Annotated in this window: 23 protein-coding genes; 9 read left to right on the top strand and 14 right to left on the bottom strand. The window is 41.0% G+C overall.

The genetic code is table 11. The features are described from left to right. Nucleotides 1–6: 6 nt before the first annotated feature. From tssL to tagH, 4 genes are read right to left on the bottom strand one after another with little or no spacing between them, the layout of a single operon-like run. The gene (gene tssL / locus PSH54_RS01300; RefSeq protein WP_096042737.1) at nt 7–1,287 is read right to left on the bottom strand and encodes a type VI secretion system protein TssL, long form; all 1,281 of its coding nucleotides are present in this window, start codon (nt 1,285–1,287) and stop codon (nt 7–9) included. 20 nt (nt 1,288–1,307) lie between these two features. Beyond that, the gene (tssK, locus tag PSH54_RS01295; RefSeq protein ID WP_024032884.1) at nt 1,308–2,636 is read right to left on the bottom strand and encodes a type VI secretion system baseplate subunit TssK; all 1,329 of its coding nucleotides are present in this window, start codon (nt 2,634–2,636) and stop codon (nt 1,308–1,310) included. A 14-nt stretch (nt 2,637–2,650) separates the two neighbouring features. Then, the gene (gene tssJ, locus PSH54_RS01290) at nt 2,651–3,115 is read right to left on the bottom strand and encodes a type VI secretion system lipoprotein TssJ (protein WP_024032885.1); all 465 of its coding nucleotides are present in this window, start codon (nt 3,113–3,115) and stop codon (nt 2,651–2,653) included. A 15-nt stretch (nt 3,116–3,130) separates the two neighbouring features. Further along, nucleotides 3,131–4,405: a type VI secretion system-associated FHA domain protein TagH gene (gene tagH, locus PSH54_RS01285; RefSeq protein WP_273605258.1), complete on the bottom strand. Its 1,275-nt coding sequence runs from the start codon at nt 4,403–4,405 to the stop codon at nt 3,131–3,133. 484 nt (nt 4,406–4,889) lie between these two features. Between tagH and PSH54_RS01280 the strand changes: the two genes are divergently transcribed. Then, complete coding sequence (locus PSH54_RS01280) at nt 4,890–6,863, top strand: serine/threonine-protein kinase (RefSeq protein WP_273605256.1); 1,974 nt, start codon at nt 4,890–4,892, stop codon at nt 6,861–6,863. A 171-nt stretch (nt 6,864–7,034) separates the two neighbouring features. Continuing rightward, nucleotides 7,035–7,391, top strand: a complete 357-nt coding sequence (locus tag PSH54_RS01275) for a PEGA domain-containing protein (protein ID WP_096042733.1) — start codon at nt 7,035–7,037, stop codon at nt 7,389–7,391. A 38-nt stretch (nt 7,392–7,429) separates the two neighbouring features. Here PSH54_RS01275 and PSH54_RS01270 read toward each other — a convergent pair whose 3' ends face one another. Next, entirely contained in the window at nt 7,430–7,813 is a 384-nt protein-coding gene (locus tag PSH54_RS01270; protein WP_138685255.1) for a DUF1294 domain-containing protein, read from the bottom strand. 53 nt (nt 7,814–7,866) lie between these two features. On the opposite strand from PSH54_RS01270, the gene PSH54_RS01265 reads away from it, so the two are divergent. Beyond that, complete coding sequence (locus tag PSH54_RS01265) at nt 7,867–8,397, top strand: hypothetical protein (protein ID WP_004587031.1); 531 nt, start codon at nt 7,867–7,869, stop codon at nt 8,395–8,397. A gap of 63 nt (nt 8,398–8,460) precedes the next feature. Here PSH54_RS01265 and PSH54_RS01260 read toward each other — a convergent pair whose 3' ends face one another. Then, nucleotides 8,461–9,003, bottom strand: coding sequence for a carboxymuconolactone decarboxylase family protein (locus PSH54_RS01260; RefSeq protein WP_024032892.1), 543 nt, complete (start codon nt 9,001–9,003; stop codon nt 8,461–8,463). Between the two features lie 132 nt (nt 9,004–9,135). Between PSH54_RS01260 and PSH54_RS01255 the strand changes: the two genes are divergently transcribed. After that, nucleotides 9,136–9,723 carry a TetR/AcrR family transcriptional regulator gene (locus PSH54_RS01255; RefSeq protein ID WP_024032893.1) on the top strand — a complete coding sequence of 196 codons (588 nt, stop codon included), beginning with the start codon at nt 9,136–9,138 and terminating at the stop codon, nt 9,721–9,723. Between the two features lie 96 nt (nt 9,724–9,819). On the opposite strand, the gene PSH54_RS01250 is transcribed toward PSH54_RS01255, so the two are convergent. From PSH54_RS01250 to PSH54_RS01225, 6 genes are all read right to left on the bottom strand, one after another. Further along, complete coding sequence (locus PSH54_RS01250; protein WP_273605252.1) at nt 9,820–11,940, bottom strand: methyl-accepting chemotaxis protein; 2,121 nt, start codon at nt 11,938–11,940, stop codon at nt 9,820–9,822. Between the two features lie 99 nt (nt 11,941–12,039). Next, nucleotides 12,040–13,257: an organoarsenical effux MFS transporter ArsJ gene (gene arsJ / locus PSH54_RS01245; protein ID WP_273605250.1), complete on the bottom strand. Its 1,218-nt coding sequence runs from the start codon at nt 13,255–13,257 to the stop codon at nt 12,040–12,042. A 31-nt stretch (nt 13,258–13,288) separates the two neighbouring features. Beyond that, nucleotides 13,289–14,299, bottom strand: coding sequence for an ArsJ-associated glyceraldehyde-3-phosphate dehydrogenase (locus PSH54_RS01240; protein ID WP_024032896.1), 1,011 nt, complete (start codon nt 14,297–14,299; stop codon nt 13,289–13,291). Nucleotides 14,300–14,337: 38 nt separating this feature from the next. Continuing rightward, a complete protein-coding gene (locus tag PSH54_RS01235; protein ID WP_273605248.1) occupies nt 14,338–14,691 on the bottom strand; it encodes a metalloregulator ArsR/SmtB family transcription factor in 354 nt (117 codons plus the stop codon). A gap of 85 nt (nt 14,692–14,776) precedes the next feature. Continuing rightward, complete coding sequence (locus tag PSH54_RS01230; protein WP_273605246.1) at nt 14,777–14,905, bottom strand: hypothetical protein; 129 nt, start codon at nt 14,903–14,905, stop codon at nt 14,777–14,779. 148 nt (nt 14,906–15,053) lie between these two features. Further along, nucleotides 15,054–15,938 (bottom strand): LysR family transcriptional regulator, encoded by an 885-nt coding sequence (locus PSH54_RS01225; protein WP_273605244.1) that lies wholly within the window; start codon nt 15,936–15,938, stop codon nt 15,054–15,056. Between the two features lie 181 nt (nt 15,939–16,119). Here PSH54_RS01225 and PSH54_RS01220 point away from each other — a divergent pair, with 181 nt between their 5' ends. The 3 genes from PSH54_RS01220 (at nt 16,120) to PSH54_RS01210 (ending at nt 19,552) form a co-directional block, all read left to right on the top strand. Beyond that, nucleotides 16,120–16,740, top strand: a complete 621-nt coding sequence (locus tag PSH54_RS01220; protein WP_273605242.1) for a glutathione S-transferase — start codon at nt 16,120–16,122, stop codon at nt 16,738–16,740. Nucleotides 16,741–16,859: 119 nt separating this feature from the next. After that, nucleotides 16,860–18,995, top strand: coding sequence for an FAD-binding oxidoreductase (locus PSH54_RS01215; protein ID WP_273605241.1), 2,136 nt, complete (start codon nt 16,860–16,862; stop codon nt 18,993–18,995). Nucleotides 18,996–19,084: 89 nt separating this feature from the next. Further along, nucleotides 19,085–19,552: a nuclear transport factor 2 family protein gene (locus PSH54_RS01210; protein WP_064387149.1), complete on the top strand. Its 468-nt coding sequence runs from the start codon at nt 19,085–19,087 to the stop codon at nt 19,550–19,552. A gap of 275 nt (nt 19,553–19,827) precedes the next feature. On the opposite strand, the gene PSH54_RS01205 is transcribed toward PSH54_RS01210, so the two are convergent. After that, the gene (locus PSH54_RS01205) at nt 19,828–20,256 is read right to left on the bottom strand and encodes an organic hydroperoxide resistance protein (protein WP_004587024.1); all 429 of its coding nucleotides are present in this window, start codon (nt 20,254–20,256) and stop codon (nt 19,828–19,830) included. A 131-nt stretch (nt 20,257–20,387) separates the two neighbouring features. Between PSH54_RS01205 and PSH54_RS01200 the strand changes: the two genes are divergently transcribed. After that, nucleotides 20,388–20,846: a MarR family winged helix-turn-helix transcriptional regulator gene (locus PSH54_RS01200; RefSeq protein ID WP_273589196.1), complete on the top strand. Its 459-nt coding sequence runs from the start codon at nt 20,388–20,390 to the stop codon at nt 20,844–20,846. Here the strand turns inward: PSH54_RS01200 and PSH54_RS01195 are convergent. After that, the gene (locus PSH54_RS01195; protein WP_029773656.1) at nt 20,835–21,734 is read right to left on the bottom strand and encodes a LysR family transcriptional regulator; all 900 of its coding nucleotides are present in this window, start codon (nt 21,732–21,734) and stop codon (nt 20,835–20,837) included. The two genes, PSH54_RS01200 and PSH54_RS01195, sit on opposite strands and share 12 nt — an antisense overlap. A gap of 113 nt (nt 21,735–21,847) precedes the next feature. Between PSH54_RS01195 and PSH54_RS01190 the strand changes: the two genes are divergently transcribed. After that, nucleotides 21,848–22,858, top strand: a complete 1,011-nt coding sequence (locus PSH54_RS01190; RefSeq protein WP_264390781.1) for a zinc-binding alcohol dehydrogenase family protein — start codon at nt 21,848–21,850, stop codon at nt 22,856–22,858. The last annotated feature ends 1 nt before the right edge of the window (nt 22,859 follow it).

The raw sequence follows: 22,859 nt of genomic DNA, 5'->3' as shown, positions 1-22,859 counted from the left end.
GCCTCATTAAAATAATAAATCGATTTCAATTCGTCGGTTTAGTGACCGAGAAGCTGAATCTGAATTGCTGGCGATAGGCTCTGCAGCACCTTTACCTTCAGGCCATAAACGGCCACTTAGGTTTGTACTTTTAGCCATAGAATTAGCAACTTGCGTTGCACGGGCTAAAGAAAGGTGCCAATTTGATGGGTATTTATCAGTCCGAATAGGCGTATCGTCGGTATGCCCAGTAATTAAAATACGCCCTTTTGTTCCTTCTAAACTAAGTGCTAGCTTTTCTAAGATGGGTTGAATTGACGGTAATAATTTAGCATCGCCTTGATTAAATAGACTTTCGCTGTTTATTGAAATTCTTATGCGGTCTAGGTTTTTCTTTACTGTCACAATCCCCATCTGAATTTCTGTTTGCAGTAACTGCTCAAGTACTAATAGTTGCTTATCTTTTTTATCTACACTTTCGTTTTGCGCTATAGGATGAATAACAGCCAGCTTATCGTTAAGTGAAGTAACGCCGTCGTTTAGTTTCATGTTGATAAATAAGTAAACCATTAACAGCACTAAGCCCAGCACTGAAAAAATCACCCAAAGCGGAACTTGATTTCTAAGCTCTACGCCAGCGGCAACACGCTGCTTCCAATTAGGTGAAAGTTTATTGTTCAATGGGCCATCTAATTGATTTAAAAGATGATACATTTGAGAGCGGTATTCTTCTATTTTAGTATCGCCACCGTTGTCTAGCCTGTATTTACCTTTAAAGCCTAAGTTTAAGCAATGGTACTGCAGCTCAATAAATTGTTTGTGTTGTTCAGGTTGAGCCAGTGCATTATCAAGCAGGGTGTAAAAGTATTCACCGCCAAACGTTTCTTTATGAAACGTCGAGAGTAAACTCTCATCAGCCCACTCCATTGAGCTCCATTTAGAATTTAAAACTGATTCATCTAAAATCGCGCACAAGCAATAACGCGAGTTGGTAATGACATCTTTAGAAAGCCCCTGGTTGCGCACTTCAACTTCAAAGCGCTTTACAGCCTCAACACAGCGATGCTTTAAAGCAGCAATATTTGTCATCTCTTTAGCTTGGCTAATCGAAATTACAATTGAAAAGCAATCTGTTGCCGCTTCTAAAAGTGGGTTTTTAAAAATTGAAACTTTAGACGTATTAGCAACACTGCTGGCAACAGGCTCAACAGACATCACTGTTTTATCAGCATCGTTATCTACATTAGGAGTGTTTGAAGTGTCACGCCCTAGTCTACCAGGGCGAGGTTTTATAATGGTTTCGTCCATTGAAACTCTTCCTTTAAAAGTTAGGTTCTAATTGCCCAAAGGCTTATTTGTAGCTCTGGGTAATTGCCCGATAAGTGGATAGCGATACCACCACTTGAACGAAGTTTTTCCCAATGTTCACCCTGCTTGTTTAACTCAAAGTAATGAAAACCTGCATGGTATGGGATTTGGCGCGGTGCCGTTGGTAAGTTACTAATGGTAATACCAGGAATTTGGTTATTAACTAAGTCACGTATGGTTTCTACACTACCGATCTTAATTTGTGAGGGCAGTATTTTGCGCAGCTCTTCGTGCGGTACACTTGCTTTGATTGCTAAAACAAATTGTGCCGAGTTAAGTACAGATTTATCTTTTAGTGCGCCAAACGAAATACCAAACTTGCTTTGCTCTAATTTAATTTCTGTCGCAGTTTGTTCAATAACATGACTTAAAGATTGATATAAGAAATTAACTACTTCAGAAAATACTTTGCCCAAATTTTCATGATCGTACTTAGGCAGCTTTGGTACTCTTTTATTCGCAGTACTAAAAGTAGATAGCTCGCCAGCAAGCTCAATAAGACGGGTATAAAATACATTTGGGTGGAGGTTATTCACGCTAAGTAGATTGTCAAAAACAGCATCGTACTTATTAAGTGTTTGCAGCATGATAAAGTCGGCAACAGAGGTACTCCCTGCATAACCTTGACATAAACGCACAGAAATACTCTCTGCGCGCTGTTTTATCATAGAGCCTATTTCTCTTACTAAACCGAGTAACGGCTTGCATTGACCTACTTTTAAAGAGGCAGGTATGTATTTAGTGTCAAGCTTAATGCTGCCTTCGCTGCTTACTTCAATAATGCGCGCCACAGGTAGCAAAATATAACCAGCGTGATCATCTGATGAAAGCACAAGTTTGCTATAAATTTTAGCAACCTGAATTACCTCTTGAGATTGAGCTCCCAAAGAGTCATCACTAACTGTTAGATCATTTAGCTTATAGCGCGTGACGATATTTTCATCCAGCGCTGAAATATTAATACCACTGCTTTTTAATGCAGGGATGGCAAGGTATACCACCTCATCGTACACGTCTTTATTAACCACTAATGGCTCAGGTAAAGGGGTTGATTGCGGCATTTCAATTGGGAGTAAATCAGGCGTGATAGCACTTAAAGACTCAAGAGCAAACTGCCCTGAGCTCAATAATTGTGTGTCTATACTTATATCAAGTATGCCCCACGGATCAGATAAATTCCCTTTGCATAATTGATTTATTAAGTTAGAAAAATGCTTATCTGATTGTTGAAAATGTTGCGGCCTTAAGAACATCCCTTCAGTCCACGCAACACGAGTGTTATCACCCATTTTACAAATCCTTTTTATCGCTCTCTCATGTATGTAGCAATTGCTTCAACATTTACATCTATATCGTCATAGCCTGTTGGATCAACCTCAATAACGGCTCTCCACCTTGCTTGGTCGATATCTCTATAGGCCACAACAACACCCACATAACGGGTATTTCTGTTAAGGCTCATTTTGTATTTTTGTACTGAGTTTGGTTGTAGCTCTAACTCATCTTTTTTAAGTAAATCTGGACCCAGTAGCTTTTCAGGCGTTTCGTATAAGCTAAAAAAGTCCTGCGTATCAAAAATTGTTCGTGAACTAAGTTCAAATATTTTCATAACAACTGGCGACGGTCTCTCTGATGTGTCTGGATTTACATCTTTAGAAACATTAATAATTAAATCAGTTGAAGGCGGCACTATTTTATTTACGGTGGTACACCCAACCGTCAAAAAGAGTAGGCTAATGCTCATAAAAAAGAGCTTAAGTTTAGACATTATTTACTTTCCTTCCTAAAACGTTTCTTGAGTTTTATCATTGTAAGCCTTTAAAAAATCGTCAGATAACGCCATAGCGCCTTTCGCATTAACATCATGCGCTAGCTCTTCATGAAGGCTTTGGTATATCTTCCAACATTTTGCTTCTGACTGGCCTGGAATAATCTTTAATACATTAGAGTTTTCATTTACTTGCTGGGTGATCTGCTGGGGAGAAACCTGCTCTAAAATCCCTTTAAGTACACCATCAGCTCCTGCTAATAAAGCATGTTCATGTCTTCGTGTATCAGTAAAACTTTCTTTAATCGACTCACGAGACGACAGGAAGCTTGCACTATTTCTTATGAATAAATTCTGAATAACATCATCAATATCAGCAGAAAATTTTATAGGATTATTTTGCTTTGTTTGAAACATGGTTTGATTCAAACGTAATTGATTTTTTACCAATGCTCGTTGTCTTAATGACTCCATCAGCTCGTTTAATAATAAATTTAAACTTTGCCCCATTTCAAACCACAACTCTGGTGTATTAAGGGCATTTTGAAGCTCAGTTTTAACACCTAAACCTTTTAAAAACGCCTCAGATAAAGCGGAATTAGCGCTTGCGGTACTAGCGTGTGTTTGCGCTTGTTTTACTGGCTGCTTAACGGGTTCTGGTGTTTTTTGTGGCTCAACTTTAACGGGTTGTTCTGCCACTGCAACATCATCAAAATGGTTTTGCGGTGAGACTGACACATCAGGGTTCATTAAATGTGATAACTCATCCCAATTTTCAGGAATTTGATTATCAGGCTGTGCCATGTTTTCTTCTTTCATTGAAACAGCAGGCATTGACTCATCTAAAATAGATTCATTTAAAAATAAGTCACTTGAAGAAAAATTATCTATTGCAGGTGCCGGGGCACTATTTCTTAGTGCAAAGTCATCCGTATTTGGGCGTGCTTCAGTGTATGCTGTCGTAGATTGAGAATCAGCTAACTCGACTTCAATTTGAAAGTCCCCCACAGTAATCACATCACTGTGCGCTAAACGGTGTTTATTACCTTGACCAAGCGCAGACACGCCAAAATTAACAAACGTTCCGTTAGTCGAGGTATCGTATAAGTAAAACGAATCCCCTTCTTTTTCAATACGGCCGTGTCGGCTAGAAATTATTTTTTCAGGATCAGGCAAGTGCCAATCGCACGCTTCCGAGCGGCCAAAAATAAGAGAGTGTTTAGTTGTTTTAGAAGCTTCAATTTCAGGCGAGAGTCTATGATAACTAGTTATATTTAGTATCAGTTCCATTTGATAAGTTAGTCCCATAAATCTACATTTTTATTAGGATAAAGTAGAAGCGAAACTATTGTCAACATTGAAATTAATATATAAAAATATACACATATATTTAATTTTGAAGACAATGATAAATTTAATAAACCTAAAAACATGAAATCCAATAATTAAATTACCGTTTGAATGTTCCTTTTTCAGCACACTGCAACAAACTTAATCCCAAACAAAATAAAGTGAAAAATTACCGATGAATGTACCTTTTACGCCTTTTACAGCCCTTTTAAGCACGTTATTTTTTAAGTTTAAAAATAAAAACAAATTTTAAGTGAGTTCAAACAGGCGACATAATTAATTTTGTATGAAACTTCTACGCTAGAAAGATTGCTAAAGTAATCTTTTTTTGTAAAAATACTGCCGTTATCAAAGGGAGAATTGATAAAAACGATAAAAATTCACCTTTGCAATTATTTATATATACACAATAAAAGGATTTATAATGAGCGGTATCAATAATTCTAACGATAAAACTCAGATAGCGTCGCTTGATTCAAATCTCAAAAAACCCCAAGCTAAAAATAAGCTCAATCTAATTGGCAAAAAAATATCTGCTCGTTACTTGGTTGAAGAATTAATTGGCCAAGGCGGTATGTGTTATATCTATCGCGCAAGGGATTTATTTTTAGAAAGCCCAAGCCGCCCTGAAGTGTTTGTGGCGATAAAAGTGTTACTCGAAGAGTTTTCACAATCAGAAGAGGCCATCACTCTCCTAAAAGATGAAACCACTAAAACACAACAGTTAGCTCACCCTAATATAGTTAAAGTCTATTCAGCAGGTTCAGATGGCGATCTTCACTATGTAACAATGGAGCTTGTTGAAGGCGAAACACTTGAGCAAATAATAAAAAGAAATAAACCCACTGGCATGGTGTTTAAAAAAGCCAAAGTGATTTTAGAGCAGTTAGCTGATGCACTGATTTACGCGCATGCACGCGGTGTTATCCACAATGATTTAAAGCCATCGAATATTATTTTTGATTCTAACGGCAACTTAAAAGTACTTGATTTTGGTATTGCGAAACATAAAACCATTGAAGATGCCTATGCTGTTCAAAACCAACAAAATGCCGCAGTTGTAGGTGGTTACACCCCCACCTATGCAAGCCCGGAGCAACTTAAAGGTGCAGAAGCATCAGTTAAAGATGATGTATTTTCTTACGCATGTATAGCCCTTGAACTATTAAGCAGCAAACATCCATTTAACCGCGTAGCAGCCGATAAGCTAGCAAAAGATGCCACGGCCAAACGCCCTAGTAACTGCCCATTATGGTTGTGGGGTAGCTTAAATAAAGCAATTGCATTAAACGCTTCTGATAGATTAAGTTCACTCGACCCCATTACTGCTAAATTAAACCATAATTACAAACCAGCTATCGCACTAGTAGCAAGCTTAGTGATTGCTACAGTATTAGCAGGGCAATATTACTTATCTAACGATAACAATGTAAAACAGCTCGAAGCAAAATTAGACAATGCTCAGGCGATAAATCAGCAAGTAAAAACGTGGATGTCTTGGAATGGCCCAAGCATACTCGATAAGCTTTCTGAAATACCGCCGCAATACGAAGTTTTAAAGCAAGGCTTATTGCGTGTAAATCAAGAGAGTGTTTTGCAAAGCTTCGATGGTATGGCTAATCAGCTAAATAATAGTGGTGATAAGTTTAAAAACTTCGATGAAACAATAGATGTATACACTCAGGCACTTGAATACTACCCAGATTCAGAAAAGCTTTCTGTGCAACTGGAAAGCATTTTAAGAGAAAGACAATCTATTATTTTTGATATTACATCGCGAATTAATTTACTTTTAGAGCAATCTCGTTATAACGAAGTTGATAACAATAGTATTCCTCAGTTAATTATCGATTTAAAACAGGTCGATGACACGTACGTCTATCAGCCTTCACAAATTCACTTTGATAACTACAAGCTAGCGCTCGACAAAGCTATACAAGAAGACGACGTTATTGCACAAAAAGCGTTATTAAACGTAGGGAAAGCCATCTTTACTAATACGCAAAAAGAAGAGCTGCAATTTGCTGAGCTGCTCAAAAGAGAGTCGGCAATCGATGCTCTCACCTTGTATCAGGAAAAAGTAAATAAAGGCCAGCAAGCACAATTTCCAACTGCAGATGCTGTTGTATTTTATCAGCCACGCTTTAATCGCTACACAGAAAAGCTGGAAGGCATTGAACAATACAAAGAACTATTAGAATTTGAAGAGCAGATTAACGTGGAGTCAGTGGATTTACCATCAGACTTTTCGCTTTTGGTTTCTTTAAAGCAAGAGTTATCTAAACGATACATTACAATGGCGAATACCTTAATGAAGAGAAAAATGTATCGTACTGCTGAACAACTAGTAGAGCGAAGTGAAGCCATTACTCAATCACTTGATAATGTTTTATTGTAACTTATAAACAGTAAAGCAAAGCGATTGTGGCTTTGCTTTTACAATACACTTTAAAAGTTGATGAACACTTAGTTTTACCGACGAAAGTCAAGGACGACGAGTTAAGCTAACGCTTGTACTCCTCCATGATATTTCGCAATTTTAATTACTATAATGATTTATGGAGTACCAATGAAAAAAATAACCGCACTTGCAGCATTACTCATCTTAAGTGGCTGTGCAAACACTTCAAATATGAATGAAACTGAACAAAAAGTTGAAGACAATGTTGCCGATGTTCAGGCTGAAGTAGCCGAAGTGGTTGCTCCAATCTCACTTACCGTAATTACTAACCCTAATGACGCTCGCGTACGTATTATGAATATCAAACCGGTATACCAAGACGCGATCGAACTTAAAGAAGGTGAATACGATGTTGAGGTAAGCAAACCAGGTTACCAAACTTATCGTAAGTGGGTTGTGGTTGATAAAAAAACCATACTTACAGTAGAGTTAGATGAAGTAGCCAAAACTGAAGCTGCAAACTAAACACCGTGTAAAATTGTATTTATGCCTTTAAATACACATTAATTTAAAGGCATAACTCTCATGTTTTCTGCAAAAAATGTAATAGCCCCTATTACACTCACATTCCCAAAAATACACAGCCATAACACCACTATAAAACGACGTTTTTGCGATTTATGCCTAAGCCATTGCTGTGCAATGAGTGCGCCGGGCCAACCGCCTAGTAACGACAGTAACTGAAGCGTGCGCTCGGGTGTGCGGTTTACTTTTTTATGCGCTGATTGTTTAGCTTGTCGTTTATCCCATGCGTACATTATAAAAGTAAAAAAGCTTAAACCTGTAAAGTAGCTTGGTATATAAATACTCATATTATAAAGCCAATGAGCTTGCCATACTGCGACCAAAAAAAGCAGTGCAAAGGTGATTAATGTTTTCTTTATCAATTCATGATCGCCTATACTAAAAAGAGTTAAACCAAAATAATAAGAGCCAAATTATGACATACTTTAAAGCCCTATTTTTAGTATTATGCTTATACGCCTTTAATAGTTACGCCACTGATACCCCAAGCAACCTTGATAAAGAACTCGCTGTATTTAAACCTTATTTAGGTACATGGCAGGCCGATTTTGACGTACCTAAAGGTGCAAAACCTGTACAAGATGTTGGCCACTGGGAGCGCGCATTAAATGGTAAAGCTATACATACCAAGCACTCTATTAATGAAGGTGAGTATGGTGGGGAATCAATGATTTTTTACGACAGTAAAAAAGAGTCATTGGTGTTTTACTATTTTACTACCGCAGGTTTTTACACAAAAGGCACCATGAAAGTGCTCAGCCCTACCCAATTTGTAGCGTATGAAGAGGTAACAGGCAGTAAAGAAGGTATTACTAAAGTGCGCTCGATCAGCGAACTAAAAAACGATACGTTTGTAGTTTCAACTTCTTATTTAAAAAAGGGTGAGTGGACTAAGCCCGAGCAGCGTACTTATACACGCAGCACTAAAGCCGTTAAATTTAAATAATGGCCATTCGCTTAAAACACAAAAAGGCAGCCTAAGCTGCCTTTGTTATTTATAAAACCGCTATTATTTAGCAAACTTTTTAAATGGTTCGTCAACTGGTGTATCAGCAAGGTGGTTAGTGTAGTTGCTCATTACTTTTTGCGATAAGCCTACAACAATTTCTAGTAGTTGCTGTTTACCGTAACCTGCTGCAAAAAACTTCTCAATTTGCTCATCGCTAATTACGCCGCGATCGCGTGTCATTGCAAGCGTTGTTTCACGCAGTGTTTCAAGTTTTGCATCTGCAAGTGGTGTTTTGTTTACTAGAGCATCAACAATATCTTGGTCTACATTCATTGAAGCGGCAATTGCGCTGTGTGCTGGTACACAGTAATGACACTCGTGCTCAACATTAATTGTTTGCCATACCACCGTTAGCTCTTCTGCGTTAAACGAGGTGTTTTGAAATAACTCATGCAGTACTTGGTAACCTTTAAGTAGCGTAGGCGCTTCTGCCATTACGGCATGAAGGTTAGGTAACATGCCAAATGCTGCTACTGAATCAGCCATAAGCGATTTTGACTCTTCTGGTGCGTTGTCTTGAGTATATAACGTAAATTCTGCCATGTTCTGCTCCAATAAATTAATGTGTTTGAGTAACCTGGTGTCAGGTTAAGTAACTTCGAGACACATACTATTTGATTTTGAGCGACTGTTCAAGTTAAAATTGAGCATACGTTCAAAATAGTTGAGAATAAAATGGCAAACAAAGTTAAATTTGAGCGCGATAATGTAATTCGCGTTGCAAGCCAATTGTTTTGGGAAAAGGGGTTTAACGCCACCTCAACCCGCGATTTACAAGAAGCCATTAACATGCGCCCAGGCAGTATATATGCGGCGTTTGGCTCTAAAGAAGGCCTATACAGCGAGTCTTTAAAAGACTACACAGTACAAATGAAAAGCCAAATTGATGGGTTTTTAGCAAGTTCTGACTCTGTTTTAGGTGGTTTGCGTGCGTTTGTAGAAAACGTAATTATTAAAACCAAAGACTGTAGCCCAAGTGCTATTTGTATGTTGGTAAAAGCAAACAGCGAATTTGCAGAAAAAGACGCCTCGTTATACGAGCTAAGCCTAGATCTATCGGCAAAGTTTGAAGCCTACTTAACCACCTTGTTTGCTCAAGCCATTAAAAATAATGAGCTAAGCAGCAACCTTACCGCGCTTGAATACGCGCAGTTTTTTCAGGTGCAATTTACTGGGCTGCGTGGCTATTTTAACCGCCCAGGGGTTGAGCAATTAGCGCAGCCAATGATCAACCAAATGTTTGCCTTGATCAAAAAACTATAACGTTTCGCATTACTAACTTCTAAAAAGTCTCAACTAAAAAAGCGGCTAATTCGTGTGAATTAGCCGCTTTTTATATTTGCTAGGGTTGAGCTTTACTTACGTTTTAAGTTTATTAAGCTCGCTATCTTGCTGCGCTACCAGTGCATTAAGCGCTTCACTGCTATCGCCCGCTTTGGTAGATAAATCAGCAAGTTGCGATGCAGCATCAGAAATAAGCGTAAGGTTACGATTTATCTCTTCAGTTACTAAGCTTTGCTCTTCGGCGGCGGTGGCAATGTGGGTAATTTGATTAGTAATTTCATCTACTTTTACTACCACACTGTGCAGTGCTTCAAACGCCACTGAGGTTTCGTCTACTGCGCTTTGCGCGCGTACTACGCCTTTTTCAATTACGGTTGATGCATTACCTACTTCTAACAATAAGCTATCTATAAGTTGGCTAATATCATCGGTAGATGAGCGTGTTTTAGACGCCAGTGCACGTACTTCATCGGCAACTACGGCAAAGCCTCTGCCGTGCTCGCCAGCGCGTGCTGCTTCAATGGCGGCATTAAGTGCAAGTAAGTTGGTTTGCTCTGAAATGGTTCTGATCACATCTAAAATTTGCGTAATATCTTTACTACGCGAAGCCACTTTTTCAACCGCTTGGTTGGCTTCTTTTATTTCTTCAGACATGGTTTTCACTTGGCTCATAGCCGATGACAAGCTCGACTCACTGCTAACCACTAAACCATTTATTTCATCCGCTTGTTGAGCAGATTGCTCAGAGGCTCTGGCAACTTCAAGTGCGGTGGCGCTCATTTCGTTCATAGCGGTCACTACACTTTCAATTTCTTGAAACTGCGATTGCACATTATGTTTTGTATCAATAGCAATATGCTGTGCTATTTCGCCTTGCTGTTTTGTTTGCGACGATACATCTTTAAGCTCTGCAATTAAGCCACGTAGCTTAGCTAAAAAGGCATTAAAACCACCCGCAAGCGCAATTAGCTCTGCGTGGGTATCTACATGGAGTGTATGAGTTAAGTCACCTTCTGAGCTGGCAAGGTTATCTACACGCTGTTGAATTTGCTCAAGGGGTGCAACCACAGTGCCCACTACCACTTTCATAATAATAAAAGCAATTAAAGCAATAACAGCACCGGTTATTAAAATAACAACACCGAGCTGATTGGCCGAGTCACTCATGTTTTTAGCTAAGGCATTAGGCCCCTCTAGCGCTAAATTACTTGGCACTTCAATAAGTAGGCTCCACTGAGTGTTAGCCAGCTTAATATTAATTGGGTAGTTAACTAAATACTCGCTAGGTGTTTTAAAAAGGCCATGTTGCCCTTTAAATTTAACCAGCTCACTGTAAGTGTTACTACTAACCGCCTCTTTAAAGGGGCGGCCTAATTTAGATTTGTAGTGACTGCTGCCTACAATTAAACCTATATCACTTAAAAGTGTTACTTTTGCTTGGCCGTTATAAAGTTCGCTCGAAAGCTTTTCGGTTAAGCCCTGAAACGTAGGGAGCGTTAAATCAACGCCTGCTAAACCAATAAAGCGGCCCGATTTAGTAATAGGTACGGTTAAAGAGGTAAGCATAACCGAATCGCCAGAAGGTATTTCGTAAAGGTAAGGTTCCATAATACAGGGCTTAAGTGTATCTTTTGCGCATAAATACCAATGCGCTTCACGAATACCAAATTCGTTTAACGAGGTCAGGTATTTATCGGCAGCGTTAGCTACTTTTTGTTGCTCAATAATGCCGTTTTGATCACGCGTTATATATACTTCTAACGTGCCATCGCCATTAACTGAGTGTTTATATCCTTGCTTAAATTGCGCGTCTTGCCCATCAAAGGCATTGGCTTCAAACTGCGAATAAATTGACGATAAAAACCGATTTTTTTCAAGTATAGAGCGGTTAATGCTCACTACCGTGTCGCGGTTTAATGTTTGAGTATTAGCCGCATCACCAAGTAATGCAGCTAATGAGTTTGGAATTCGGTAAGCTTCGTTGATAAATCCGGCAATTTTTTCGCCGTAAGCAGCCGCGTTTGCGTTAAGCTTTTGCTCAACTTCGGCCACGATATAATCTTCTGATTCTTTAGCGAGCGCCTCGCTGTTTGATGACATTTGCCACCATAAAACCCCAGAAAGTACTAATACTGTTAAAAATGTACTCCCTACAGTTATCCATAATAACTTTTTTGCTAACGTGAGTTCTCGCACTTAAATTACCTTTTGTTAAAACACCCCTACAGTTTAATATACAAACTGCATCAAGCCATCAATAACATAAAATAATTTAAGTTTTTTGAACAATTAGGCCTAACGCTTGGCCAAAATAGCAGTGGTTATCGTGGCACCTATGAGTAAAGCAACGCTCACCCACAAACACGCTACAAAGCCATAAACCTGAAACACCCACCCCGAAAGCACCGTGCCCAGTAAACGCCCCATGGCATTGGCCATATAATAAAAGCCAACATCAAGCGATACACCATCGCTTTTAGCAAAGCTGACAATTAGGTAACTATGCACAGATGAATTAACGGCAAATACACCGCCAAAAATAAGCAAACCTATAATCAGCGTGGCATGCACGGCCACATCAAGTTGCATAAAAAGTGCTAATAGTGCTGTTACACCACTTAGCAGCAACACCCATAAATAGGCATGTTTAACGGTATCAACACTTGAGTTACTGGTGCCGGTAATACGCGGCGCTTGTGATTGCACACCACCGTAGCCAATTACCCAAAGTGCCATAAAGCCACTTACCCACCAAAAGTTCCAGTTAAACTGCTGGGCTAAATAAATAGGTAAAGCCACTACAAACCATACATCACGCGCGGCAAACAAGCATAATCGTGCTGCACTTAATAAATTTATTGCACGGGATTTAGAAAATAGCTCTTTAAACTTAGGCTTATTTTTAGCCTTGCCCATGTCGCCTTTTAAAAATACAACGCTAATAATCCAAGCAATAGTGAGTAATAAAATTAGGGCTTTTAAAGCACCTACAAAACCCAGTACCGTAAGGAGTAAACCACCTAAAAAGAAACCGACCCCTTTTAACGCATTTTTTGAGCCCGTTAAAATAGCCACCCATTTATAGAGCTGGCCTTGACCGCTTTCTCCCTCGGGCACTAAGTGTTTAATGGCGCTTTTGGCGCTCATTTTATTTAAATCTTTTGCTATGCCGCTAAGCGCTTGCGCCGCCATAACATAAGCCACGGTGAGCCATTCACTTGGCGCACATAACATGGCAAGCGCCATTATTTGCAGCGCCAAGCCAAAGTTCATGGTTTTATTAAGGCCTAAATGAGCCCCTAGCCAACCGCCCACTAAATTGGTTATCACACCAAAAATTTCGTAAAACAAAAACAGCATGGCAATGGCCAGTGCACCATACCCTAACTGATGAAAATGCAGCACCACCAGCATACGTAGTGCGCCATCGGTTAAGGTAAATGCCCAGTAATTACCGGTAATTATTAAATACTGTTTTATTGCTGTAGGTAAATTAGCGAGTTGCTCAAACATGGTTAACGCCCTTAAAACCTTTAATTAATGGTTAAACCAAGTCACTTTTAGCAACTTTAAGCATAAGCTCGGCAGTACGATTAGCGTAGCCCCATTCGTTATCGTACCAAGCGTATAATTTAAGCTGGGTATTATTAATAACCATGGTAGAGAGCGCATCAATAATGCTACTGCGTGGATCGGTTTTGTAATCAATCGATACCAGCGGTTTTTCTTCGTAACCTAATACGCCAGCAAGCTCGTTTTTAGACGCCTGAGCAAACCATTCATTCACCTCAGCGGCAGTTACACCACGCTCAAGCTCAAATACACAGTCAGTAATCGATGCGTTAGTTAAAGGTACGCGCACGGCATGGCCATTTAACTTACCTTTTAGCTCAGGGAATATATGCGTAATGGCTGTTGCACTACCGGTTGTGGTAGGTATTAGACTTGTCCCGCACGAACGAGCACGGCGTAAGTCTTTATGTGGCGCATCAATAATAGTTTGGGTATTGGTAATATCGTGAATAGTGGTCATTGAGCCGTGCTTAATGCCTACTTTTTCTTGCAGTACTTTTACAATAGGCGCTAAACAGTTAGTCGTACACGAAGCCGCAGTCACAATTTTGTGCTCATCTGGGTTATATAAATTATCGTTAACGCCCATAACCACATTTAAAATGCCGTCTTCTTTTACCGGAGCGGTTACCACAACGCGCTTAACACCTTGTGCTAAATATTGATTTAACAGCTCAGTGGTTTTCATTTTACCGCTGGCTTCTATCACTACATCGCAATCAGACCAATCGGTATCGCTAATGGTTTTATTATTGGTAACGGCAATAGTGTGTTTGCCTACACTAAAGCTATTCTCGTTTGCTGTAACGCTGTGCGCTAAACGCCCGTGCACTGAGTCAAACTCTAATAAATGGGCATGTGTTTTAGCATCGCCCGCTACATCGTTTACTTTAATAAATTCTACTTCTGGCCACTCTAGTGCTGCGCGCAGTGTTAAACGTCCCATACGGCCAAAGCCGTTAATACCTACTTTAATTGTCATAATAAATACCTTTAGTAAAGTTATATCAATTTGCTTAATTAACAGCAGCTTGCTGCACGCTCAGGGCGATTACCCATTGCATTGAGTCGATTTAAATCGTCGTTATAAAACGCAAAATTTTCGTTTTTGGTTTGTGCTATTACGCTAAGAGCCCACTCCGGCAGGGCTTTATTAATACTGTAATACACCCATTGATTTTGCTTACGGTCGCTCAATAGGCCACATTGCCTAAGCTGCGCTAAATGGCGCGACACTTTAGGTTGGCTCAGTTCAAGCGCAGCAACAAGCTCACACACACACAGCTCTTGCTCATGGCTAATTAATAACATGGCTTTTAAGCGTGTATCGTCGGCTAAGCATTTGTAAAATTGTAGTGGGTTGAGTTGTTCCATAGCATCCTCGTTTAGTTAGTGTGCATACAATAAAACAAAATAAGGATATATGAAATAGTGAATATACGATTTTTCGTATATTTATTTAAAAGCCCGCTTCAATTAATGTGATTTCTAGTAAATTGCAGCGCACAAAAAAGCCCAGTGGCAAACCACTGGGCTTTTGTAGCGTTTTAGTATGGGCATACTTGGTGTGCTTTATCGCTGCTGCCATTTAAAGCCTTATGCTAACAAAGTATTTACGCAGGTCTGTGCAATAAAAAGATGCCCTACGCTTTGCTCTACTTCACAAGCAAAGTCTAAATCAATAAGCAGATACGTTATACATTGTGCCTGCACAGTAGCTATTGAGGTAATTACCACTAAGTTGCAAAAGAAAGCGCAAGATGATCAAGTAATGCTCGTATTCTTGCCGGTAAGTGGCGGTTTGAAGCATACACTGCGTTTAATTCCAATATGCTTGCTTCGTAGGGTTCGAACAGTAACTGCAATGAGCCGTCTTTTACGTAAGGCTCTGTCACGTATTGCGGGCCCATGCCTATTCCCAGCCCTTGAGAAGCCATGTGGGTTACTGCTCTGGGGGAGTTAGAAGCAAAATCGCCGCTAACATTAACGGTGAACGTATTGCCATCTTCCTTGAACTTCCAGTTTTCAGGGTCGTTTTGAGAAGTTTGCAATAAACAATTGTGTGTTGCCAGCGCACGGGGATGGCTTGGTTTACCATTGCGATTTAAATACTCAGGAGAGGCAAAAAAAACAATACGCATATCCATCAATTTTTTTGCGATCAGCGTTGAATCCTTCAACGGCCCAAACCTCACAGCAACATCCACACCTTCATCGATGATAGCCACATACTGATCAGACAGGTTCAACTCAACATTAATTTTCGGATGCTTGGCTAAAAATGGGGCCAGTGCATCGACTAATTTAGTACTGCCAAATGCGGTAGGTGCGGTTAAGCGAACCGTGCCAGACAGATCAGACTGCCGATGCTGAATGACATCTTCTAGCTCTTCAAATTGTTCCAGCAAAGGAACGCATCGCACAAAATACGCCTGCCCAGTTTCGGTCAAGGTAACACTGCGCGTAGTTCGGTGGAACAACAAAGCAGCGTGTTTTTGCTCCAGCTGAGCAATGTATTTACTCGCCAGTTTAGTGCTTATGCCTAGTTGCTTAGCACCACCTGTGAAAGATTTTTGCTTTGCCACCGCAATAAACGTGCGCATGCCGTCAAGTGTATCCATAAGAGCTCCCTATATTGCTCCGTGTAATGCTTCGCCCTATTCATGAACATTTTGTACATAGTGATTCCATAAATCAACATATTGTTCATAAGAAACGCAACGCCTAATATTTACCCATGCCACAACAGGTCAGTGGCTAACAGCAAAAGTCATCAGTTAACGATTAAATAAGGTAAATATCATGTCAAACGCCATTAAAATTCACGGTTTTCCATTATCCGGCCATGCCCACCGAGTAGAGTTATTTTCAAGTGTTGCAGGCATAGCCCATGAAGTTATTTATGTAGACTTACCCGCGGGGGAGCATAAACAAGCCCCCTTTTTGGCTCTCAATCCATTAGGTGTAGTACCAGTAATTGAGGATTCAGACGTGGTAATCCACGATTCAATATCAATTTTGATTTACTTGGCACGCAAATACGCACCTTCATATATTCCAGAAGATCTTGCCAACGAAGCTGAGATGCATCGTTTTCTTGCCATGTCTGCAGGAGAGATATCCTACGGTCCTGGTGCAGCGAGGTTAATTAATGTTTTCAACTCGCCGGTTGACCCTGTTTTCGCTAAAGAAACAGCAGCAAAAGCCTTAACAAAATTGGAACAGCAACTCGATGGCAATGACTTCTTAGTGGCAAATAAAGTGAGCTTGGCTGACTTTGCGATATACAGCTATGTCGCCCACGCTCCCGAGGGGGATGTATCTCTTGACCCATATCCAAATATACGTCGCTGGTTATCTAACGTAGAAGGGTTAAGCGGTTTCGTTCCTATGCAGGCTACAAAAGCGGGGCTGGTAAAGTAAGTGTTTGTTTTAGCGGCTCTGCCTTTCAATGAATAGGTTTGAGCCCGACATTCTTTTGCATCACCAGTTTAATATTTTTGGCAAATGCTTTTCCGGCGCACTGCGCTCATGGAGTCATTATGAACACACACATTACTTCAAGTGCTTTTCACGAAGGTGAACAGCAAATGCAAAGACGTGCCGGAAGTTACGAAAAAATGCGTACTATTGGCCGCCGCGCGATCCGCGAATTTATGCCAGATCAGCATAGGCAGTTTTTCCAACAACTGCCGTTTATGGTGCTGGGTAGTACATCAGATAAGGGGCAACTTTGGGCGTCAATTTTGCCTGGAAAGCCGGGCTTCGTGCAGTCCCCTTCCCCGACTCAGCTCACAGTAAACACCCCAATTTTATCAGGTGATCCATTAGCCGCAGCAATCACACAAGGTGCTCGATTGGGTTTATTGGGGTTAGAAATGTCGACCCGGCGTAGAAACCGCGTCAACGCTTGTGTTACCTGCGCAGCGAATAACCATTTTGCTTTAGAGGTTGAGCAATCTTTTGGCAATTGTCCGCAGTATATTCAAACTCGCGACCTTCACTTTATCCGTTCGCCAGATGCGCCATACAGGGCTCCGCGCGCTGAAACGTTTTTTGAACTAAGTGATAGCCTAAAGGCCTTTATCCGCCAAGCGGATACGTTTTTTGTTGCCAGTTCTGCGGGTCACGAACCTGCAAACGAAGTAAACCGTCAGGTATCTGCCCATAATGCTATGGGGGTTGATGTGTCACACCGTGGTGGCATGCCAGGTTTTATAAAGGTTGACGAAAACACCCTCACCATTCCTGATTATGCAGGAAATAACTTCTTCAATACGCTGGGTAATTTCGTATTAAACCCCAAAGCGGGTTTACTGTTTGTTGATTTTACCAGCGGCGATGTTTTCATGTTAACCGGCACGGTTACCTTGCTGACGAGTGACTCACCGATAATCAAAGGGTTTCAAGGAGCGCAGCGCGGCTGGCAATTTACCCTAACCCAAGGGGTGACATTAAAAGCGGCACTGCCATTTCGCGCTCAATTCGACAGCTATTCTCCCAATTCTGAAGCAACGGGTACTTGGTCACAGGCAGAAGCAATCGTTAAAGCACAAGCACAGCGCAACCAGTGGCGCGCATTTACCGTCAGTAAAATCGAAGACGAGAGCAGTACAATCCGGTCATTTTATTTACAGCCAAAAGATGACTCTCCCGTACTGCCATTTTCCCCAGGGCAACATTTAACCCTGCGTATTAAACAGCAAAATACTGAAAACTGGCTTGTGCGCAATTACACTGTATCCAGTGCCCCATCGCAAAGTGGTTATCGTATTTCAGTAAAACGTGAAGAGTATGGTCTGGTATCAAGTACCTTGCATTCTCGAATATCGATTGGCAGTGAAATACAGATTAAAGCACCAAGCGGCCATTTTTTTATCGATAACACACATCAGCGCCCAGCCATTTTAATAGGTGCAGGTGTGGGCATTACACCAATGGTGGCCATGGCAAATGATGCAGTTAATGAAGGTATACGCACTCGCTATATCCGCCCAATGGCAGTTATTCAAGCGGCCAAAAATAGTGAGCAACGCGCTTTTTATGCAGAGCTGAGCAACATTGCAAAGCGCAGCGCTGGGCGTATTCAGTATTATTCTGTATTAAGTGATATTCACTACGCTCAGACAGAGAGTTCTGCGGCGTCGAACAATTACACTTCCCAAGGACGAATTAGCCAAAGCTTGTTAATGGACGTACTTAATGCAATGGCCACAGAGCATAGCGTCGATTTCCCATCGCTGTTCGACAAAGACTTTTATCTGTGTGGCCCTCAAGGTTTTATGCAAAGTATGTATGACTTACTGATCGGCATTGGGGTAAAAGATCAAGATATTCATGCCGAAGCGTTTGGGCCATCGTCTTTAGCACGCCAATCAACAGATACCAGCAAGCACACTGAGCTAGAGGCCGAATCTGCCGTGATAAAGTTTGCCCACTCAGGTATTGAACAAAGCTGGAATAAAGGTGATAGCCCCTTGCTAGAGGTGGCCGAAAGCAAAGGACTTACGCCACCATACAGTTGCCGCAGCGGCCAATGTGGCTCATGTGCGGTTAAACTAAAAAGTGGTGCTGTAACGTATCGCACCAAGCCAAGTGCGCATATTGACGCATCAGACGTATTGTTATGCTGCGCTGTGCCAGCGAAAGATTGCGACACTGTTATATTAGATTTGTAGCTCAATTAATCAGGCTAATATTCAAAGTCACTTATTGATGAAACCTATACAAGTTATTCAACGTTACTTTACCCAAAGAGGATTTAAACATGAATACACGCCCACCACTGCCCCCTTTTACCCGCGAAAGCGCCATCGAAAAAGTGCGTCTAGCAGAAGATGGTTGGAACAGCCGTAACGCTGAAAAGGTATCACTTGCTTATACAGTGGATACCAAATGGCGTAATCGCAGCTCTTTCGTGAACAGCCGCGAAGAAGCCGCTGCATTTTTAACGGGAAAATGGGAAAAAGAATTGGAATATAGGCTGATAAAAGAGTTATGGGCTTTCACTGAAAATCGTATTGCCGTGCGTTACGCGTATGAGTGGCACGACGACAGCGGCAACTGGTTTCGCTCCTACGGCAACGAAAACTGGGAATTCGATGAAAACGGCTTAATGCAAAACCGCTTCGCATGCATCAACGACTTACCCATCAAAGAATCAGAGCGCAAATTTCACTGGCCTCAAGGACGCCGCCCCGACGATCACCCAGGGTTATCGGAGTTAGGGTTGTAAGCACACCCAATACAGGCGATACAGACGATAAAGCCAGCCCTCTATCGGCGTTCATGCAGAACGCCTTAACTCTTTTCATCCTCCCAACATTTTTCAGCATTAAAGAGCTGCTTACTTAATCACTGCAAGACAAATACAGCTGTGTCAATTGATGGTACATGGGTTAATTTAATCATGCTGTTTTTATATATTTATAACGTTATTTAATAAACTTTGCTTACAAAAAAGCCCAGTGGCAAACCACTGGGCTATTACAATGCTAAGTGATCAGTTAATTAAATAACCGAAAGCTCTACTTCAATATTACCGCGTGTAGCGTTTGAGTATGGGCATACTTGGTGTGCTTTATTTACCAGCTCTTGCGCTGCTGTTTTATCCATATCACCGAGTGATACAGCTAATTTAACTGCAATGCCAAACCCGCCTTCAATCGCGCCAATAGATACTTCAGAGTTAATGTGTGTATCACTTGGTAACGCAATTTTTTCGCTACCGGCTACAAATTTTAGTGCACCAATAAAGCATGCTGCATAACCAGCTGCAAATAATTGCTCTGGGTTTGTGCCTTGTCCGTCGTCACCACCTAGCCCTTTTGGGGTTGATAAGTTTACATTTAAACGGCCATCGTCAGATTTAGCTACACCTTCACGGCCACCGGTTGCAGTTGCTTTTGCTGTGTAGGCAACATTTTGTAATACATTCATAGTGAACTCCAAAGTTTATCAATTTAGTTTGCGTACAAAATAATAGGTCAAGTAATTAGAGATTGCAAATACTTTGCATGCAAATTAAAATGTTTTTTGAGTTGAAGGTATTAACGCACTAGGAGTTAGGTATGTCATTTGAGCAATTAAAATTAAAAAATCAGCTGTGTCATAGGTTATATATGGCATCAAATAGCATTGCACGTGCTTACCGTGAGCCTTTAGCTGCACTTAATTTAACGTATCCGCAGTATGTAGTAATGATGGCGCTGTGGGAGCAAGACAAAATAACCATAGCGCAGCTAATAGATAAAACCGCTATTGATGGCGGTGCTATGACTCAAATACTCAAAAAAATGACCGAAAAGTCTCTACTGGCTGTTATTAAAGATGAGCACGATAAGCGTAAGCGCCTAATTCAGCTTACCCAAAGTGGGCAAGCCCTTAAAAACGAAGCTGCTGATATTCCAAAAAATATATTATGTAAGTTTGAAAGTGTAGAGCCCACACAAGCCAAACAGCTAATGCAGCTGCTTGATTTAGTAATAAGCGATTTAACAACTAAAAACGATGATGAGTTAGCCAACTAACGCGGTTATTTTTTGTTGAATAAACGCCCTAAATGCGCTGATCACTGGGGTCATTTGGCGCCGATCGGCGTACATCATATAAAGCGGTAGCGGATCGCTTTGCCACTCGGGGCATAAATGAACGAGCTGCCCGCTTGCTAAATCATCAATTACATCTAAGTACGACTTATACGCAATGCCTTTGCCCTCTAGCGCCCAGCGCCTAACCATTTCGCCATCGTTAACTATGTGTTGGCAATTTAGCTGCACTTTTTGCACTGCGCCATTTTTATAAAATCGCCACTCTTTAAACACCTCGCCAAAGCGCATAAAGGTAATGGTGGTGTGCTGCGTTAAGTTAAGTGGATGTGTAAGCAACCCATTGTTTGCCACATATTCAGGTGAGGCCACTAAAATACGCGCATTATTTAAAAAAAGCGGCGCTGCAATTAACTGCGAATCTTTTGGTACACCAAAGCGCAGCGCAATATCAATTGATTGGCTGTAAATGTCGCTTACTTCGTCACTTAAGTGTAGTTTAAGTTTTACATGCGGGTAGTGTGCTAAAAACTCATTAAGCCATTCACTTAGTTTATTGCGCCCTAAGTCGCACGGAGCCGATACCTGTAGCGTTCCCGTTACTTCGCCCACTGCGGTTTGTACTGCAGCTACCCCTTGTTGAATAAGCGAAAGGGAGTCTTTGGCGTAACTTAAAAACTGCTCCCCTGCCACACTTAAGCGTAAGCTTCGGGTAGAGCGAATAAACAGCACGTTTCCTAAATCTTTTTCTAGGCGCTTAATAGCTGCACTTACCGCCGCTGGTGTTTGCTCGTTTTGTCGTGCAGCTTCCGAAATACTGGCGCAACTGGCTACATCTATAAAAGTTTGAATATCGTTAAATGATCGCATATTTTCAATTAAAATTTGAAAGTGCTTTAGTTTTTCATGTCTTTTTCTATTTTTCAACTGAGCTATAGTGCTTATAAGTTAAAAACACTTGGTTAAAATCATCAGGAATTCACATGAAAGCATTTGGCTACACCAAAAACACTAAAACGCTTACAGCAAGCTCTATACAAGCAATTGAGCTTGATACCCCAAGCGCCACCGGGCACGACCTACTTATTGAAGTAAAGGCTATTTCGGTAAACCCTGTAGATACAAAAATACGTGCAAATGTAGCACCAGAGCAAGGCTACAAAGTATTAGGTTGGGACGGCGTAGGCATAGTAAAAGCCGTTGGCGAGTCGGTTTCGTTATTTAATGTGGGGGATCGTGTATTTTACGCCGGCGATTTATCGCGCCAAGGTAGTAATGCGCAATTTCAATTAGTTGATGAGCGTATTGTAGGCCATGCGCCTAAAACATTAACCGACGCACAAGCCGCAGCGCTGCCGCTAACCAGTATTACCGCTTACGAAATGCTGTTTGAGCGCTTACAAGTGCCTAAAAATAAGCAAAATACTCAGCAATCTATTTTAGTTATTGGCGCCGCAGGTGGCGTTGGCTCTATTTTAGTACAGCTTGCCAAGCAACTTACTGGGCTAAATGTGGTAGGTACTGCATCACGCGAGCAAAGCGTAACCTGGCTTAAAGAGTTAGGAGCGGATCATGTGCTCAATCATACTAAAAATTTAAACGAGCAGCGCCTAGAGCTTGGTTTAGCTGAGTTTGATTACGTTATTAGCTTAACCCATACCGACCAATACCAAGATCAAATAGTAGAGTGTATTAAACCCCAAGGTAAATTTGCGCTAATAGATGACCCTTCATCGTTCGATATTTTAAAATTTAAGCGTAAGTGTATATCGGTGCATTGGGAGTTTATGTTTACCCGCTCGCTATTTACTACCGCCGATATAACAGCGCAGCACACCTTACTTAATGAAATTAGTGAGCTGATAGACTCAGGTACACTTAAAACCACGCTTGGGCAAAATTTAGGATTAATTAACGCCGCTAATTTATATAAAGCACATCAAATTTTAGAATCGCACACATCACGCGGTAAACTTGTTTTAGAAGGCTTTTAAG

It is taken from the genome of Pseudoalteromonas sp. Angola-30 (genome assembly GCF_028599215.1).
GTDB lineage: Bacteria > Pseudomonadota > Gammaproteobacteria > Enterobacterales > Alteromonadaceae > Pseudoalteromonas > Pseudoalteromonas atlantica.
The sequence above is the reverse complement of the archived record's forward strand: the minus strand, read 5'-3'. Positions and strand labels throughout refer to the sequence as shown.